This is a genomic window from Actinomyces dentalis DSM 19115 (assembly GCF_000429225.1).
In the GTDB taxonomy this organism is placed as follows: domain Bacteria; phylum Actinomycetota; class Actinomycetes; order Actinomycetales; family Actinomycetaceae; genus Actinomyces; species Actinomyces dentalis.
The window spans coordinates 37,487-52,375 of sequence record NZ_AUBL01000003.1 but is presented as its reverse complement, the minus strand read 5'-3'; the positions used below and the strand labels follow the sequence as shown (position 1 = coordinate 52,375).

Sequence of the window (14,889 nt, the reverse complement as noted above, 5' to 3'; positions counted from 1 at the left end):
CCGCCGGATCCGCTTGCAATCGCTGCTGTGGGTGGCTTCACCCCACTCTCCCACCCCTCTTCATCGCTCTTCCCAGGACTCGGTAAGGTAACGGTGATTGGCTAAATCCTGCCAGTTGGTCACGAAAAGACGTCTTTCCGTGACCCCGCTTGACTCGTCAAGCTCACATCCGTGTAATTCCTGTGAGCTGGACGATGGACGACGAAGGGACGCGATCGTGTGGAACATCCTCGGTGAGGGTCCGCTGAAGCGGACCGATGAGGCCGATGACGAGGCGGTCATCCTCCTCTTCGGCGCCGACGACCTCGACGAGGGTCCCCTCGCTTGGCAGGAGCGGGCGTTGTGCGCCCAAACCGATCCGGAGGCCTTCTTCCCCGAGAAGGGCGGCTCGACGCGCGAGGCCAAGCGCGTGTGCGCCACCTGCGAGGTGCGCGAGGAGTGCCTCCAGTACGCCCTGGCCAATGACGAGCGCTTCGGCATCTGGGGCGGCCTGTCCGAGCGCGAGCGTCGCAAGCTCAAGCGGCGTGCCGTATGACGTCGGCGGCCCACTCTGCCGCCCACACCTCAGCACTCGGACTGCAGACCTTCGCGGTCGTCGTCTCCTGCGGGGTCACCCCGTATCTGGACCGGACGCTGCGGGCCGTCGCGGCCCAGACCCGGCCGCCTGAGGTCGTTCTTCTCATCGACGCCGCCTCGCGCGCCAACGGCCTGGGCGACGGCACCCCCGTCGAGGACGCCGTCGCCGACTCCGGGCTCGACGACGTCGCCGATGTGCGGGTCGTGCGCACCCCCGAGGCCACCACCTTCCTCGCCGCCGTGCGGCAGGGGCTGAGCCGCTACGCCGAGCTGGTCGCCGCCGGCGAGCGCCGCCGCGCCCGCGGGCCCCGCTCCATCGGCGGCTCGATGAGGGACAGCGGCGAGCGCCCCGACCAGAAGGGGCCCAGGACCCCGCCGCGGGGCGCGCGCTCGCCCATCACCCGGGCCGAGGCCCTCGCCCAGTCGGACGGCCGGGCCGACGGCCCCACCCCCGGCTCGTGGATATGGCTCCTCCACGACGACTCCGCTCCCGAGCCCACCTGCCTGGCCGAGCTGCGGGCGGTCGTGGCCAACACCCGCACCGTCGCCATGGCCGGGCCCAAGCAGGTCGACTGGGAGCGTCCCGAGGAGCTCCTCGAGGTCGGCCTGCGCGTCACCGCCTCCGCGCGCCGCACCAACGACATTGTCGAGGGCGAGATCGACCAGGGCCAGTACGACTCCCGCAGCGACGTCCTCGCCGTGGGCACCGCCGGGGCCCTCATCCGCCGCTCCGCCTGGTCCGCCCTGGACGCCCTGAGCGACGACATCGGCCCCTTCGGCGACGGCCTGGCGATCTCCCGCGCCCTGCGCCTGGCCGGTCACCGCGTCGTCGTCGTGCCCCGCGCCCGAATCCGCCACCGGCGCGCCTCCTACCTCGGCCTGCGGCCCCGCTTCCGCACCGCCGCGCCGCGCTCGGCCGACGGGGACGGGGAGCGGCGCGAGCCCGTCGTCGGCGAGCCCGAGCCCGACGCCGAGCGCTCCTTCCGGGCGCGCCGGACGGCCCAGCTGCGGTCCTGGGCGACCCTCTCCCCCCGGCCCCTGGCGCTCCTGCTGCCCTGGATCCTCATTCTGGGGCTCGTCCGCGCCGCGTGGCGGCTGCTGTCCAAGGCCCCGGGCCTGGCGCGCGACGAGCTCGCCGCGGCCGGGGCCGTGTCCGGGGCCGATCGGCGCCTGCGGGCCGAGCGGCGCCGTCTCGACGAGCTGGCCACCGTGCCCCGCTCCGTCGTGGCCGAGCTGTACGTGCCCGCCTCCGAGATCCGCGCGGGCCGGCGCGATCGCGCCCGCCAGGAGCGCGAACGGACCGCCCGCGCCGCCGCCCCCTCCGAGCTCGAGCTGCGAGAGCTGGCGGTCCTGACCCGCCGGCGCCGCCGGATGCTGGCGGCGTCGGTCGCGATCGCCGCGGCCATCGGCCTGGTCGGCACCTCCGGGATCCTGGTCGCCCGCGCCGTGACGGGCGGGGCGCTGCCCCTGCTCGACCTCACCTGGCGGCAGTTGTGGGAGGCGGCCTGGAGCACCTGGAGCGGCTCCGGCGACGGGTACCCCGGGACGCTCAACCCCCTCCTCGCCCTCCTGGCGCCGCCCCTCGCCTTCGGCTCGCTCGCGGGCCTGGACGGGGGCGCGCTCGTCCACCTGCTCGTGATCCTGGCCGTGCCCCTGGCCGCCGTGGGAGCCTGGTACGCCGCCGGCACCGTCACCCGGCGCACCACGCTGCGCGCCTGGGCGGCCCTGGTGTGGGCCGGTGCGCCGGCCCTCCTGCTCGCCCTCGGGCAGGGGCGCCTGGCCCCGGTCCTGGTCCATCTCACCCTGCCCTGGGCGCTGACCGCCCTCGCCCGCGCCGTCGGGGTCGACCGGCGCGATACCGTGCTCTCCGGCCTCGTCGGCGCCCGGCACCTGACCCGGGAGCAGCGGGACGAGGCCGATCTCCTCACCTCCGAGCGCCTCGACACCCTGGGGCGGCCGGATGAGGAGGAGACGGCGGACGCGGCGGATGCAGCCGGTGCGGCGGACGCGGAGCGGACGTCGGATCCGACGCCGGTCGCGGGGCCCGACGACGAGGCCGGGGCATGGGCCGAGGCCGTCGACGACGAGGCCGGCGCCGACGCCGCAGCCGGCGCCGGGGGCGTGACCGGCGCCCCCGTTACCGGGTCCCGGGCCGACGCCGACACCGAGCGGATCGACACCGCCGGCGCCCCCGATGCCGAGGGGGAGGCCGGCGCCGGGGCCGCCGGGGATCCAGCCGGCGCCGGAACTCCGACCGGCTCGGCCGCTTCGCCGGACGTCGCGGGCGGGACCGACCGCTCCGAGGACGGGGCCGAGCGGACCGGGGCCGACCCCTTGGAGACCGCCGCGGACCCGGCCCGCACCGCCTCCGACGCCGCCGTCGTCCCCGCGCCCGAGGAGCCGGATCCGGCCCCCCCGGAGGAGGCCGCCGAGGAGGACTCGGACGATACGGCGGAGGAGACCCCGGACGAGGAGGCCGCGACGAGGTCCGCGGACGGCCCCGCCGACGACGATCGCGAGCTGCGCATCTCCGCCCGCACCTCCCGCGGCGCGGCCGCCCGCGCCGCGGCCGCCGAGCGCTGCGGCCCCGGCTCGCCGACGGCGGCGGCCCTCGCGGGCCTCCTGTTCGGCGTCGTCGTCGCCGCGGCGCCCTCCAGCGCCCTGGTCATCGTCCCGGTCCTCGTGCTGGTGCTCCTGGCGGCGCGCGGTTCGCGGGCCCGGCTCATGCTCACGCTGGTGCCCGTGGCGGTCACCGCCGCGCCCGCCTGCTGGCGCGCCTGGAGGCTCATCACCGCCACCGGGTCCTGGCACGGGGGCCTGCGCTACCTCCTGACCGACCCCGGGCTTCCCGTGGCCGCGCCCGGCCGCCCCAGCGGCGTCGAGACGCTCCTGGGCCTGCCCGTGAGCCTGGAGGCGCTCCTGGCCGGCACCGCCCTGGCCCGGGCGCCCCGCCTCGCCGTCCTCATCGGGCTCGCCGTCGTCCCCGTCCTCGCCGCGGCCGGCCTCCTCACGCGCGGGCGGCGCGGACGGCGGGCCCGCACCGGCGCCCTCCTGGCCCTGGGCGGCCTCGCCCTGGCGCTCCTGGCCGCGCGCCACGTGACCGGCCTGGGGACCGCCCTCGACGGCACCGGCGTCCGGCTCGCGACCGGCTGGGCCGGCACCGGCATCAGCCTCGCCCTGGCCGGCATGCTCGCCTCGGCCCTGACCGCTGGGGACGCCGTCCGGGTCGGCCTCGTGCGCTACTCCTTCGGCTGGCGCCACCTGAGCACGGTCGGCGTCGGCCTCGTCGCCGTCCTCGTGCCCGTCCTGGTGGGCGGGACCTGGGCCGCGGCCGCCGCCGGCTCCACGGGCGAGGGCGCCGGGGCCCTCGTCATGGCGCTGCGCCCGGCCTCCCAGCAGGTGCCCGTCATCGCCGGCGAGCTGGAGCGCGCGCCGACCGCCGGCCGGGTCCTGGTCCTGACCCCCACGTCGGAGGGGGTGGCCCTGCGCCTGTGGCGCGGAAGGGGCACGCAGCTGACCGACGTCACCCCCGACGTCCTGTTCGCCCAGCTGGCCGACCGCACCACCGGCTGGTCCGACGCCCGCCTGCGCGGCGGGTCCGCCGCCCGGGACGGGACGGACGCCGCGATCGACCTGGGCGACGCGGCCGACGCCGACCTCGCCGACGTCGTCGCCCGCGCCGTGACGGGCCAGGACGAGCGCGTCGCCACCGACCTGGCCGCCCACGGCATCGCCGTCGTCCTGCTCACCGACCGCGCCGGGGAGAAGGCCGCCTCGGCCCGCGCCGGGCTGGACGCGACCCCGGGCCTGGAGCCCCTGGCCCAGACCGTCGTCGGAACCTCCTGGCGGGTCGGCCCCTCCCAGCCGGGGGACGTCGCCCGCCTCACCCTCGTGTCCGCCGACGGCGCGGTGACGGCCGTGCCCTCCGGCGCCGGGAGGGTGAGCACGACCATCGAGACCGCCGACGCCCCGCGCACCCTCGTCCTGGCCGAGCGCGCCGACCCGGGCTGGCGGGCCACCCTGGACGGCGCGCCCCTGAGCGCCGCCGCGCCGCCCGACGGCGCCTGGCGGCAGGCCTTCGCCGTCCCCGCGGGGGCGGGCGGCGAACTCGTCATCGAGCACCGGTCCGCACCGGCCACCGCCATGACCCGGGTCATCTGGATCGTCTGGGCCCTGACCATCCTGTGGGCCCTGCCGCTCAGGGGCAGGAGGAGCGTCGCATGAGCACCCGCCGCCGTCGAACCCGGGGCCCCGGAAGGCCGATGCTCGCGCGCGTCGCCGCCCTGATGGCCGGCGTCCTCCTCGTGTCCGGCGCCGCCGCCCTGACCTGGTGGGGCGAGCGGGTCCCGGCCGCCCCCGAGCCCCTGGTCCGGGCCCTCCAGGTGCCCGCCCCCGCGGCCGACACGGTCTACGCCTGCCCGGCCGCGCCCGCCAACACCCTGGGCGCCGTCGATCTGCGACCCGCCGCGGCCACCACCTCCATCACCCTCCTCGGCGACGCCCGGTCGGCCCTCTACGGCGGCCGGGAGCTCGACCCCTCGACGCCGCTGCGCATCGACAGCGCCGAGGGCGGCATCCTCACCGTGCACCCGGGATCGGCGATCTCCGCGAGCGCGACCGGGCTGGTGACCACGCTGACCGAGGCCGGGGACCTGCGGGGCCTGACGGCCGCGCCCTGCGCCCCCGACGGCGCAGTGTCGTGGATCGTGGGCGGGTCGAGCGCCGTCGGCTCCTCGGCCGAGCTGCGCCTGACCAACCCCGGCGCCACCACCGTCACGGCGACGGTCGCCCTGTACGGCTCGACCGGCCCCATCTCGCTGCCCTCCGGGGGGATCGTGGCGGTGCCCGCGGGGCAGACCGTCGGCGTCCTGCTGGAGAGCGCCGCCGCGGACCCGCGCCTGGCCCTGTCGGTGACCTCCGAGGGCGGCACCCTCATCCCGGCCCTGGCCACCGAGTCCCTCGACGGCGAGACCCCGGCCGGCGCGGAGGTCCTGACCGCGGGGGCGGCCCCCGGCACGGACCTGACCGTGCCCGGCGTCGTGCTCGTCGACCCCGCCAAACAGGGGCAGAGCGCCGATGCGGCCGGCGCCGTGTCCTCCGACGTCCCCGCCGTGCGCATCGTCAACCCGGGCGATCAGGCGGCGACCGTGTCCCTGTCGATGCTCGGGCCCGAGGGGGAGTCGCAGTTGGCCGGCGCCTCGGGCGTCGTCGTCGATCCCGGCGCCGTCTTCGACATCAGCCTGGCCGGGGTGAGCCCCGGATCCTACGGGGTGCACGTGACCTCGGACCGGGCGGTCGGGGCGGCCGTGCGGCTGGTGCGCAGCGGCGGGGAGTATCCGGCGCGCTCGGGGGCGCTGGTCCACGACGTCGGCTGGATCCAGGCGCAGGACTCGCAGGCGACCGTCTCCGGGGCGCTGACCCTGCCGGCGGGGGGCATGACGAGCACACTGACCATCTCCAACTCCGGCGCGGCCGCGGCCGCCATCGCCATCGCCGCCGCCGACGGCTCGTGGAGCCAGGAGGTGGGCGTTCCGGCCGGGAGCACCGTGGCCCCGGAGCTGCCGGCGGGGGTGTCGGCCCTCACCCTCCGCGGAGCGGAGGGCGCGTCGGTGGCGGCCGCCGCGGTGGTGACCGCCGAGGTCGGCGGCGATGTGCCCGGCACGCTCATCGCCGTCGTGCCGCCCGTGTCCGACGCCGCCGTCGCCGACGCCCTGTCCCTGCTCCCGCGCTGATGGCGGGGCCCCGCCCCGCCGCAGCGGGGACGCCGCCGACCCGCGAGGACGTGTCCCTGGCGGACGTTCCCGCGGGTTGCCCGGTGATCTCGCGCGTCGTTTCCGCCGGTTCCGTGAAGGTCAGGGGATGTCCGGGTCGATCTCCTCGGGGCGGCGCCCCAGCATGAGGGCCACCTGCTCGACGACGACGCGGCGCACCAGATCGGCCAGCTCCCCCTCGTCGGCCGCCCGCGAGGTCACCGGCCGGCGGTAGACGACCACCCGGGCCGGCAGGCCCGCCCGCGGCTCGGCGGCGAAGCCCCGGCCCAGGACCGCCCCGCGCTCCCAGGGGGCGGGGTCCGAGGGCGGCACCTCCTCGACCGCGAACTGGATGCGCGCGATCTGCGGCCAGTCGCGGGCCAGGTCGTCGGCCGCCGAGGTGACGAGCTCGTCGAATCGCTCCGCCCGCGTGCGCCAGGCGGGCAGGATCGGCGGCAGCAGCGGCCCCCGCAGCCCGCGGCCGTGACGGTCGCGCCGGCGCGCGGGAGTCGGCGCGGGCACGGGGAGGCGCTGGGGCGGGCCGGGTTGCGTCGAAGAGGTCACCGCACCACCATACGTACCGCGCCGTCCGGCCGACGACGTCGTGCGGATTGCGCGGGAGGGGAATTCCCGCAGCGGGCCCGCGCGCGGTAGCCTGCCCTGGTGAGAAGCGTCAGAAGCTGCCGCAGGCCCGGCTGCGAGAACCCCGCCGTCGCCACCCTGACCAGCGTGTACGCGGACTCCACGATCGTCATCGGGCCCCTGGCCACGGAGCGCCAGCCCGAGGCCTACGACCTGTGCTCCAAGCACGTGGAGTCCTTCACCGCCCCGCGCGGCTGGCAGGTGATCCGCCTGGCCACGTCCTTCGAGCCCGCCCGGCCCAGCGAGGACGATCTCCTGGCCCTGGCCGACGCCGTGCGCGACGCCTCGCGCAGCTCGCGCCCCAAGCCCCGCCCGGCCGAGCGCTCCGGGCGCCCCGGCGGGATCATCCCCGCCCCCGTCACCCACGACCCCGCCACGCTGCCCGACCACCTCACGGGGCTGGGCGACGGCGAGATCGCGCGTCGGGGCCACCTGCGGGTGCTGCGCGGCGAGAAGGAGGACTGACGCCCCGCCCCTCCGCCGCGGCCCGGGCCGGGCCGCCCCGGGCCCGGCTAGGCCACCCCGTAGGGCAGGCGCTCCAGACGCAGGACGTCGCGTTCCTCCACGGCCCGGTCGTGCAGGTTCATGGCCAGCTCCCGGTCCCGGCGCTCGCACAGCACGGCCGCCAGGAAGCGCTCGGGGTGCGTGCCCGCGGGCGGCGGGGGCGCCACGAACGGCAGGATCCACGCCGCCAGGCCCGCCCCCAGGCGCGCGCGGGCGGCCGGCTGGAGGGTCGCGGTGCGCTGGAGGAAGGTCCGGCCCGCCAGCGCCAGGTTCCCCGGGAGGGGGCGGATGTCCGTCTGCGCGGCCCAGCCGGCGAGCTCGGGCGGCATGATGAGGGGCGGGGCGCTCATCGCCCCCGAGCGCTCGTTGATGACGTAGGTGCCCGCCAGCAGGTCCCCCAGGCGCTTGCCGCGCTTGGTGACGATGCAGGAGCACACGGCGGGTATCCCCTGGACGAGCCACACCTCGATCACGGCGGCCAGCGCCCGCACGAGGCTGTGCCGCAGCCGGATGGCGCCGCCGTCGTCGCGCACCACCCGGCAGCCGGTGACGAGCCGGCCGGCGCTGCTGCCGCGCGAGAGGACCTCGACCGTGAGCGGGATCACCACCATCCAGGTCAGGGCCAGCACGGAGACCTGGGCGATGGCGGCCGCGAACGACATGCCCGGGTACAGGTGCGCCTGGGCGGCGGACCAGGTGGCGAGGGTCAGGACCGCGCCCGCCGCGTACAGGCCGTAGTCGATGAGGCCCGACAGCAGGCGCAGGCCCACCGACGCGGGAATGATCTCCAGGGCGACGGCCTCCCCGGTGATCATGAGCTCGGGCGTCATCATTCGCTCGGACGAGGCGTCCGTCATATCGGTCATGAAACACTCCTGCCGTGGATATCGATGCCTTCTCCGCCGCCCACCGGGATCAGTGGGAGCGGTTGGACCATCTGGTCTCCCGCCGCCGGCTCACCGGCGCCGAGGTCGATGAGCTCGTCGGCCTGTACCGGTCGGCGGCCAGGGACCTGTCGCGCATCCGCACCAGCGCCCCCGAGCCGCAGCTGATCGCACTGATGTCGACCCGCGTTGCCGCCGCCCGCGGCCGCGTGACGGGCACCCGCGAGGTGACCCCGAACGACGCGCGCCGCTACGTGCTGGAGAGCGTGCCGGCCGCGCTGTACCGCCTGCGCTGGTGGACCCTCGGCGTGACCGTCGTCGAACTGGCCATCGCCGTGATCGTCGGGGTGTGGACCCTGCGCAGCCCGGAGGCGATGTCCGCCCTGGGCAGCCCCAGCGAGCTGAGCGGCTACGCCCACGAGCAGTTCGAGTCCTACTACTCCGCCTACAGGGCCCCCGACTTCGCCGCCATGGTGTGGACCAACAACGCCCGCATCGCCGCCGTGTGCGTGGCCGGCGGCATCACCGGCCTCCTGCCCGCCTACATGCTCTACGCCAACGCCGTCGCCCTGGGCCAGGCGGGCGCCGTCATGGCCGACCACGGCCTGTTCGGGCTCTTCCTGGCGCTCATCTCGCCCCACGGGCTGCTCGAGCTCACCTGCATCTTCATCGCCGGCGCCGCCGGTCTGCGCCTGTTCTGGACCATGCTCGCGCCCGGCCCGCGCCCGCGCGCGACCGCCCTGGCGGCCGAGGGGCGCTCCCTCATCACCGTGGCCGTGGGCCTGACCGCGGCGCTCGCCGTCGCCGGCCTCATCGAGGCCTTCGTCACGCCCGCGCCCGTGCCCTGGCCCGCCAAGATCACCGCCGGCGCGCTCGCGCTCGCGCTCCTGTGGGCCTACACCCTCGTCCTGGGGCGCCGCGCCGCCGCGTCGGGCCGGACCGGCGACCTGGCGGAGGAGGACGCCGGTCTCAGCGAGGCCGTGGCGGCCTGAGCCGGCCCCGGTGCGGGGGCCGCGGTCCGGGCCGGCGGCGTGCGCACCGGGCCCGCCGACGACGCGCCCGCCCGCCCGCATCACAGCCTTCCCGCGGCCTTGAGCATCAGGTAGGCGTCCGCCAGCCGCGGCGCCAGGTCGCCCGGCTCGGCGCGCACGACCTCGACGCCGCCGCGGCGCAGGCGCGCGCGCACCGCGTCGAGCTCGACCAGGTCGCGCTCGGCCGCCGCGGCCGTGTACACGGCCTCCGCGTCCGAGCGCCGCCGTCGCAGCTCCTCCAGCCCGGGGTCGGTCGCGGAGGCCAGGACCACCGCGTGGTCGCGCGCCATGGCCCCCAGGGCGCGGAGCATGCCCGCGTCCGCGCCGGCGCCGTCGAGCGCGCTGAGGACGACGACGAGGGCGCGCTGGGACAGGGCGGAGCGCACGGTGTCGGTCATCAGCGCCCAGTTCGTCTCGGTCAGGGCGGCGTCCACGGGCGCCAGCGCGTCGGCCAGGGCGCTCATGAGCGCCGGGCCGGACCGCCCGCGCACCTGGGCGCGCACGCGCTCGTCCAGGGCCACGACGTCGATGCGGTCGCCCGCCCGGGAGGCCAGGGCGCTCAGCAGCAGGCAGGCCTCGATCTGGGCGTCCAGGCGCGGCTCGTCGCCCAGGCGGGCGGCCGCCAGGCGCCCGGTGTCGATGAGGACGAGGACGCGCCGGTCCCGCTCCGGGCGCCAGGTGCGCACGAGGACCTCGCCGCGCCGGGCCGACGAGCGCCAGTCGATGGAGCGCACGTCGTCGCCCACCACGTACTCGCGCAGGGAGTCGAATTCGGTGCCGGCCCCGCGCACATTGACGGCGCTGCGCCCGTCCATCTCCCGCAGGCGCGCCAGGCGGCTGGGCAGGTGGCGCCGCGAGGCGAAGGCCGGCAGCACCCGCACGCGCGCCGGCACCCGCAGGGAGGCCTGCCGCCCGGCCAGGCCCAGGGGCCCGCGCACGCGGATGGTGACCAGGTCGGCGCGGCGGTCGCCGCGGCGGGTCGGGGTCAGCACGGTGCGGATGCGACGGCGCTCGCCGGCGGGCACCGCCATGGTCGGGCGGGCGGCGTCGGCCCCGGCCGACGGCGGCCAGGCGTCGCGCACCTGCAGGAGGGCCGGGCGCCGGCCCCCGTTGCCGATGGTGAGCGTCGCCGTGGCCGACTCGCCCAGGCGGATGGCGCGGGGCGCCTCCCGCTCGGCCCGCATGGCGCGCGGCGAGGGCGCGGCGACGACGTCGACGAGGACCGCCAGGGCCACCCCCGCGGTCCACACCACCGCCGACAGCGGGCGCGGGAAGGCGATGACGGCGACGGCGCCGAGCGCCATCGCCCACACGCTGCGCAGCGTCAGGTACACGCTCTCCTCCTCTCCCCGCGCATGGGCGGGCGCGCGCTCAGCGGGGCACCGCCACGGAGCGCAGGACGCCCGTGATGACCGACTCGGTGGTCACGCCCTCCAGCTCCGCCTCGGCCCGCAGCCCGATGCGGTGGCGCAGCGTCGGCAGGGCCAGGGCCTTGACGTCGTCGGGCGTGATGAAGGAGCGCCCGGACAGCCAGGCCCAGGCGCGGGCGGTGGCCAGCAGCGCGGTGGCGCCGCGGGGGGAGACCCCCAGGGACACGGACGGGGAGGAGCGGGTGGCCCGCACCAGGTCGACGATGTAGGCCAGGACCTCGGGGGAGGCCCCGATGGTGCGCACCTGCTCGCGGGCGGCCGCCAGGTCCCGGGGGGAGGCGACGGCGCTCAGCCCGGCGCCGACGAGGTCGCGCGGGTCGAAGCCCCCCGCGTGGCGGGACAGGATCTCGATCTCCTGGCCCCTCTCGGGCAGGGGCAGGACCAGCTTGAGCAGGAAGCGGTCGAGCTGGGCCTCGGGCAGCGGGTAGGTGCCCTCGTACTCGACGGGGTTCTGCGTGGCGATGACCATGAAGGGGTCGGGCAGCGGGCGGGGCTCGCCGTCGACGGAGACCTGGCGCTCCTCCATCGCCTCCAGCAGCGCCGCCTGGGTCTTGGGGGGCGTGCGGTTGATCTCGTCGGCCAGCAGGAGGTTGGTGAACACCGGTCCCGGCCGGAAGGAGAACTCGGCGCTGCGCGCGTCGTAGACGAGCGAGCCGGTCACGTCCCCGGGCATGAGGTCGGGGGTGAACTGGACCCGCTTGGTCCCCACGTCCAGGCAGGCGGCCAGGGAGCGCACGAGCAGCGTCTTGGCCACGCCCGGCACGCCCTCGAGCAGGACGTGCCCGCCGGCGAGGATCGCGATGACCAGGCCGGTCACCGCCGCGTCCTGCCCGACGACGGCCCGGCCGACCTCGGTGCGCACGGCGACGAGGCGCGCGCGCGGGTCGGCCGAGCGGTCGCCGCGGCCGGCCGGCGGGCGCGGGCCCGATTCCCCGTCGGAGCGGGCCGGGGCGGCGCCGAACTGGTGGTCATGGGTGCTCATGGTGAGGAGACCTCGCTCTCGAGTCGGTCGAGCTGGGCGGCCAGGTCCGCGAGGGACCTGTCGGTGGGGGGAGTGGGGCCGTGCAGGAGGCCGGCGACGACCCGGTCCGGCAGGCCCGCGGCGCGGGCCACCACCTCGACGAGGTCGCCCGGCTCGGCGGAGGCGGGCACGCCGAGCCTGCGGCCCAGCCGCAGGGCGGTGCCCGCGCGCAGCGCCTGGGCGGCCCGGCGGCGGTCGGCGGCGCGCCGGTACATGCGCCCGCGTCCGCGGGTCGTCTCCGTGGCGCGCACGAGCACGGGCAGGTCCTCGCGCGCGAACCGTCCGAAGCGCCGCCCGAGCGCGAGGGCGGCCACGAGGACCGCGAGGCCGAGCTGGAGCATGAGCGGCGGCATCCACGGCGGCAGGGAGGGGGTGTCCCACACGGAGGGCGGGCCCGACTGGGAGGCGTCGAACCACAGGAGCTGCTCGTGGTGGCCGAGCGCGCGGATCGCCAGGGCGGCGTGGCCGGAGCGGGCCAGGGCGCCGTTGGCCACCAGGTCGGCGTCGGCGATGACCCGCAGCCTCCCCCCTCCCGGCAGGCGGGCCGTGGCGTAGGCGAACCGGTCCTCGCCCACGGGGAAGCAGCCGGCGGCGCCCGCATCCTCGTCGACGGACACCGAGCCCCGGGAGCCGGCGAGCGCCTCGGCGGCCACGGCGTCGTCGTCCCGGCAGTGCGGGGCCAGGACGCCGGTGGCGGAGGCGCCCTGCGGGACCATCCCGGCGGTCAGGCCGTCGAAGTTCTGGTAGAGCGCGCCGACGACGGTGATGTCGGCGCCCGAGCGGGCCAGGGCGGCGCGCTGGTCGTCGGTCAGCAGGCCGATGTTGACCACCGCCACGGTGGTGCCCGGGCCCGCGGCGGCGGCCTCGGACACCGAGTCGGCGCTCCTCACGCGCAGGCCCTCGTCGCGCAGGAGCTGGGCCAGGGCCTGCGTCCCGTTGCCCTTCGGGTTGTCGATCGCGTAGGGGATCTTCGAGGTCGTCGGCTGCATGAGGCTGGTGGCGAGCGCGACGACGGCGAGGGCGGCGGTGACGATGAGGAACGGGCGCCAGCGCCTCAGGCGCGCGCCGATCGGCTCGCCGACGACCTGGGAGCCGGTCCCGGCCCCCTCCGGGCGGGAGGGGCGCTCTTCCCGTGCCGGGGCGCTCACGCCCGCCTCCCCGCGGGCGCGGCCGCGTCCGCGCTGTGCGCCCCGGCGGCCCCGGCCCGGTCGATCCGCGCGGCGTCCACGCGCCGGGCCAGGTCGCGCATCCACGCGTCCTGCTCCGCGGTGGAGACGACCTCCCCGTAGCGCACCGCGTCGAAGAGCACGGCCGCCCGCGTCAGTTCCCCGCCCAGGGCCCCCAGGGCCGACGAGGCGAGGGCGGCCGCCTCGTGGGCCGTCATGCCGGGGTAGTCCTCGATGAGGCCGCGCTCGTCCAGCGAGCGGATGATCGCCCGGAAGCGCTCGACGACGGCGGCGTCCCAGTCGCCGCGCTCGGCGGCGGCGTCGGCCGCGCGGGCCAGGGCCCGCGCGTCGCGCTCGTCGTCGAAGAGCCGGGCGGCGCGCCGGGAGCGGCCGACCGGCCTGAACCGGCGCAGCAGGACGACGAGCAGGACGACGCAGGTCACGAGCACCAGGAGCACGATGAGCCCGGAGAGCAGGGGCGGGATCCCCGGGATGGCGGTCGTCGGGTCGAGGTGCTCGACCAGCCACCTCCACAGCCGGCCCAGCAGGTTCGGGACGGGGTGGTAGGCGGGCTTGGCGAGCTCGGCCTCGGCGGCTTCGCGGGCCTCCTGCGCGCCGGGGGTGGCGGGCGCGTCGGCGGCGGCGATCAGGGCCGGGAGCGGACTCATGGCGGGCACCGGCGGGCGGGCGGGGCCGGACTCACACGCCCGCCGCCTGACGCAGCTCGACGTCCAGGCCCTCGGTGCGCATGCGCAGGTCGATGTAGGTCAGGGCGGTCACGGCCGCGGTGAAGGGCAGGACGAGGGCGGACAGGACGGAGGTCAGGAGCACGGTGACGGCGGAGACGAGGGGCTGCGCCGCGGGCAGGCCCACGGAGACGACGCCGAAGACCATGCCCAGGCCGAAGGACAGCGTCCCGGTGACGAGCCCGGTGATGAGCCCGGCGAGCACGAGGATTCCCAGGACCCGCCAGAAGGAGCCGCGGGTCAGCGCCCAGGAGCGCCCGATGCCCTCGATGACGCCGGTGTTCTCCAGCATGAGCGCCGCCGGCGCCAGGGACAGGCGCACGACGAGGAAGACGGCGGCGATGAAGACGAGGACGATCAGGGCGAGGGCCACCAGGAGGGTCGCGATGATCGCGCCCGCCCCCGGGTCCGAGCCCATGATGGAGGCGGCGATGACGGCGATGAGGACGACGCCGATGACCAGGATGATGATATCGGCGACGATGGTGATGAGGGTGATGAGCAGGGTCTGTCCGATGAGGGGCAGAATGCGGCCCCTGGTGCGCTCCCAGACCTCGCCGGGGGTGGCGATGCGGCCCAGGACGGAGCGGGAGACCGCCACGATGAGCAGGCCGGTGAGGATGGTGGTGGCCAGCGCGGTGAGCAGGGCGCCCACCATCTGGGAGGCGAATGAGCCTATGAATGCGGGCAGGATTTCGGAGGGTCCGGCGTCGGAGGAATTGTTGAGGAGGGCGCCCACGCGGGAGAGGAGGAGGCTGGCGCCGAAGTAGTTCAGCACCGCCGACAGCGCGCCGGTGGCGGTCAGGACGATGAGCGAGGGCAGGAACATGGCGCGGGGGTTGGCGCGCAGGGACTCGAAGGCCCCGCTGATGATCTCCCCGATGCTCAGCGGGCGCAGGGGGATGATGCCCGGTTTGGGCGCGAGGAAGAAACCGCCCGCCGCGTCCCAGTCCGCGCCGGCGGGCGTCGGCGGCGCCGGATAGCCGGCGTCGTCCCGACCGGGCGGGGGCGAGCCGTAGGCGCCGAACCGGGGGGCGTCGTCCTGAGGCCGGGGGGATTCCCGGTCCGCGGAGTCGTCCGACGGGGACTGCCAGCCGGAGTCGTCGTGGTTGTTCATGGGAATCAATGCTGGCACGCAT

Annotated in this window: 12 protein-coding genes; 5 read left to right on the top strand and 7 right to left on the bottom strand. The window is 76.9% G+C overall.

Annotated features, from left to right (window positions below; genetic code table 11):
• Window positions 1–280: 280 nt before the first annotated feature.
• Genes G446_RS0101705 through G446_RS15330 form a run of 3 tightly spaced genes read left to right on the top strand, consistent with a single transcriptional unit; the run spans window position 281 to window position 6,308 of the window.
• Window positions 281–535, top strand: coding sequence for a WhiB family transcriptional regulator (locus tag G446_RS0101705; RefSeq protein WP_245574547.1), 255 nt, complete (start codon window positions 281–283; stop codon window positions 533–535).
• Complete coding sequence (locus G446_RS15335; protein WP_026408828.1) at window positions 532–4,800, top strand: glycosyltransferase family 2 protein; 4,269 nt, start codon at window positions 532–534, stop codon at window positions 4,798–4,800. Before G446_RS0101705 ends, G446_RS15335 begins: the two co-directional genes overlap by 4 nt.
• Entirely contained in the window at window positions 4,797–6,308 is a 1,512-nt protein-coding gene (locus tag G446_RS15330) for a DUF5719 family protein (RefSeq protein ID WP_245574543.1), read from the top strand. The genes G446_RS15335 and G446_RS15330 overlap by 4 nt, the downstream gene beginning before the upstream one ends.
• A 120-nt stretch (window positions 6,309–6,428) precedes the next feature.
• On the opposite strand, the gene G446_RS15325 is transcribed toward G446_RS15330, so the two are convergent.
• Window positions 6,429–6,890 carry a metallopeptidase family protein gene (locus G446_RS15325; protein WP_026408827.1) on the bottom strand — a complete coding sequence of 154 codons (462 nt, stop codon included), beginning with the start codon at window positions 6,888–6,890 and terminating at the stop codon, window positions 6,429–6,431.
• 99 nt (window positions 6,891–6,989) lie between these two features.
• Between G446_RS15325 and G446_RS0101685 the strand changes: the two genes are divergently transcribed.
• On the top strand, window positions 6,990–7,433 hold the full coding sequence (locus tag G446_RS0101685; RefSeq protein ID WP_026408826.1) for a DUF3499 domain-containing protein: 444 nt from the start codon (window positions 6,990–6,992) through the stop codon (window positions 7,431–7,433).
• A 47-nt stretch (window positions 7,434–7,480) separates the two neighbouring features.
• Here the strand turns inward: G446_RS0101685 and G446_RS0101680 are convergent, their stop codons facing one another.
• The gene (locus G446_RS0101680) at window positions 7,481–8,338 is read right to left on the bottom strand and encodes an RDD family protein (protein ID WP_026408825.1); all 858 of its coding nucleotides are present in this window, start codon (window positions 8,336–8,338) and stop codon (window positions 7,481–7,483) included.
• A gap of 14 nt (window positions 8,339–8,352) precedes the next feature.
• On the opposite strand from G446_RS0101680, the gene G446_RS0101675 reads away from it, so the two are divergent.
• On the top strand, window positions 8,353–9,348 hold the full coding sequence (locus tag G446_RS0101675) for a stage II sporulation protein M (RefSeq protein ID WP_026408824.1): 996 nt from the start codon (window positions 8,353–8,355) through the stop codon (window positions 9,346–9,348).
• A gap of 80 nt (window positions 9,349–9,428) precedes the next feature.
• Here the strand turns inward: G446_RS0101675 and G446_RS0101670 are convergent, their stop codons facing one another.
• From G446_RS0101670 to G446_RS15315, 5 genes are read right to left on the bottom strand one after another with little or no spacing between them, the layout of a single operon-like run.
• Window positions 9,429–10,721, bottom strand: coding sequence for a DUF58 domain-containing protein (locus tag G446_RS0101670; RefSeq protein WP_026408823.1), 1,293 nt, complete (start codon window positions 10,719–10,721; stop codon window positions 9,429–9,431).
• 37 nt (window positions 10,722–10,758) lie between these two features.
• The gene (locus tag G446_RS0101665) at window positions 10,759–11,799 is read right to left on the bottom strand and encodes an AAA family ATPase (RefSeq protein ID WP_026408822.1); all 1,041 of its coding nucleotides are present in this window, start codon (window positions 11,797–11,799) and stop codon (window positions 10,759–10,761) included.
• The gene (locus tag G446_RS0101660) at window positions 11,796–12,986 is read right to left on the bottom strand and encodes a DUF4350 domain-containing protein (protein WP_026408821.1); all 1,191 of its coding nucleotides are present in this window, start codon (window positions 12,984–12,986) and stop codon (window positions 11,796–11,798) included. Before G446_RS0101660 ends, G446_RS0101665 begins: the two co-directional genes overlap by 4 nt.
• Window positions 12,983–13,672 (bottom strand): DUF4129 domain-containing protein, encoded by a 690-nt coding sequence (locus tag G446_RS15320; protein ID WP_211228216.1) that lies wholly within the window; start codon window positions 13,670–13,672, stop codon window positions 12,983–12,985. The genes G446_RS0101660 and G446_RS15320 overlap by 4 nt, the downstream gene beginning before the upstream one ends.
• 31 nt (window positions 13,673–13,703) lie before the next feature.
• Window positions 13,704–14,867, bottom strand: a complete 1,164-nt coding sequence (locus G446_RS15315; protein ID WP_051285546.1) for a DUF7847 domain-containing protein — start codon at window positions 14,865–14,867, stop codon at window positions 13,704–13,706.
• Window positions 14,868–14,889 lie beyond the last annotated feature (22 nt).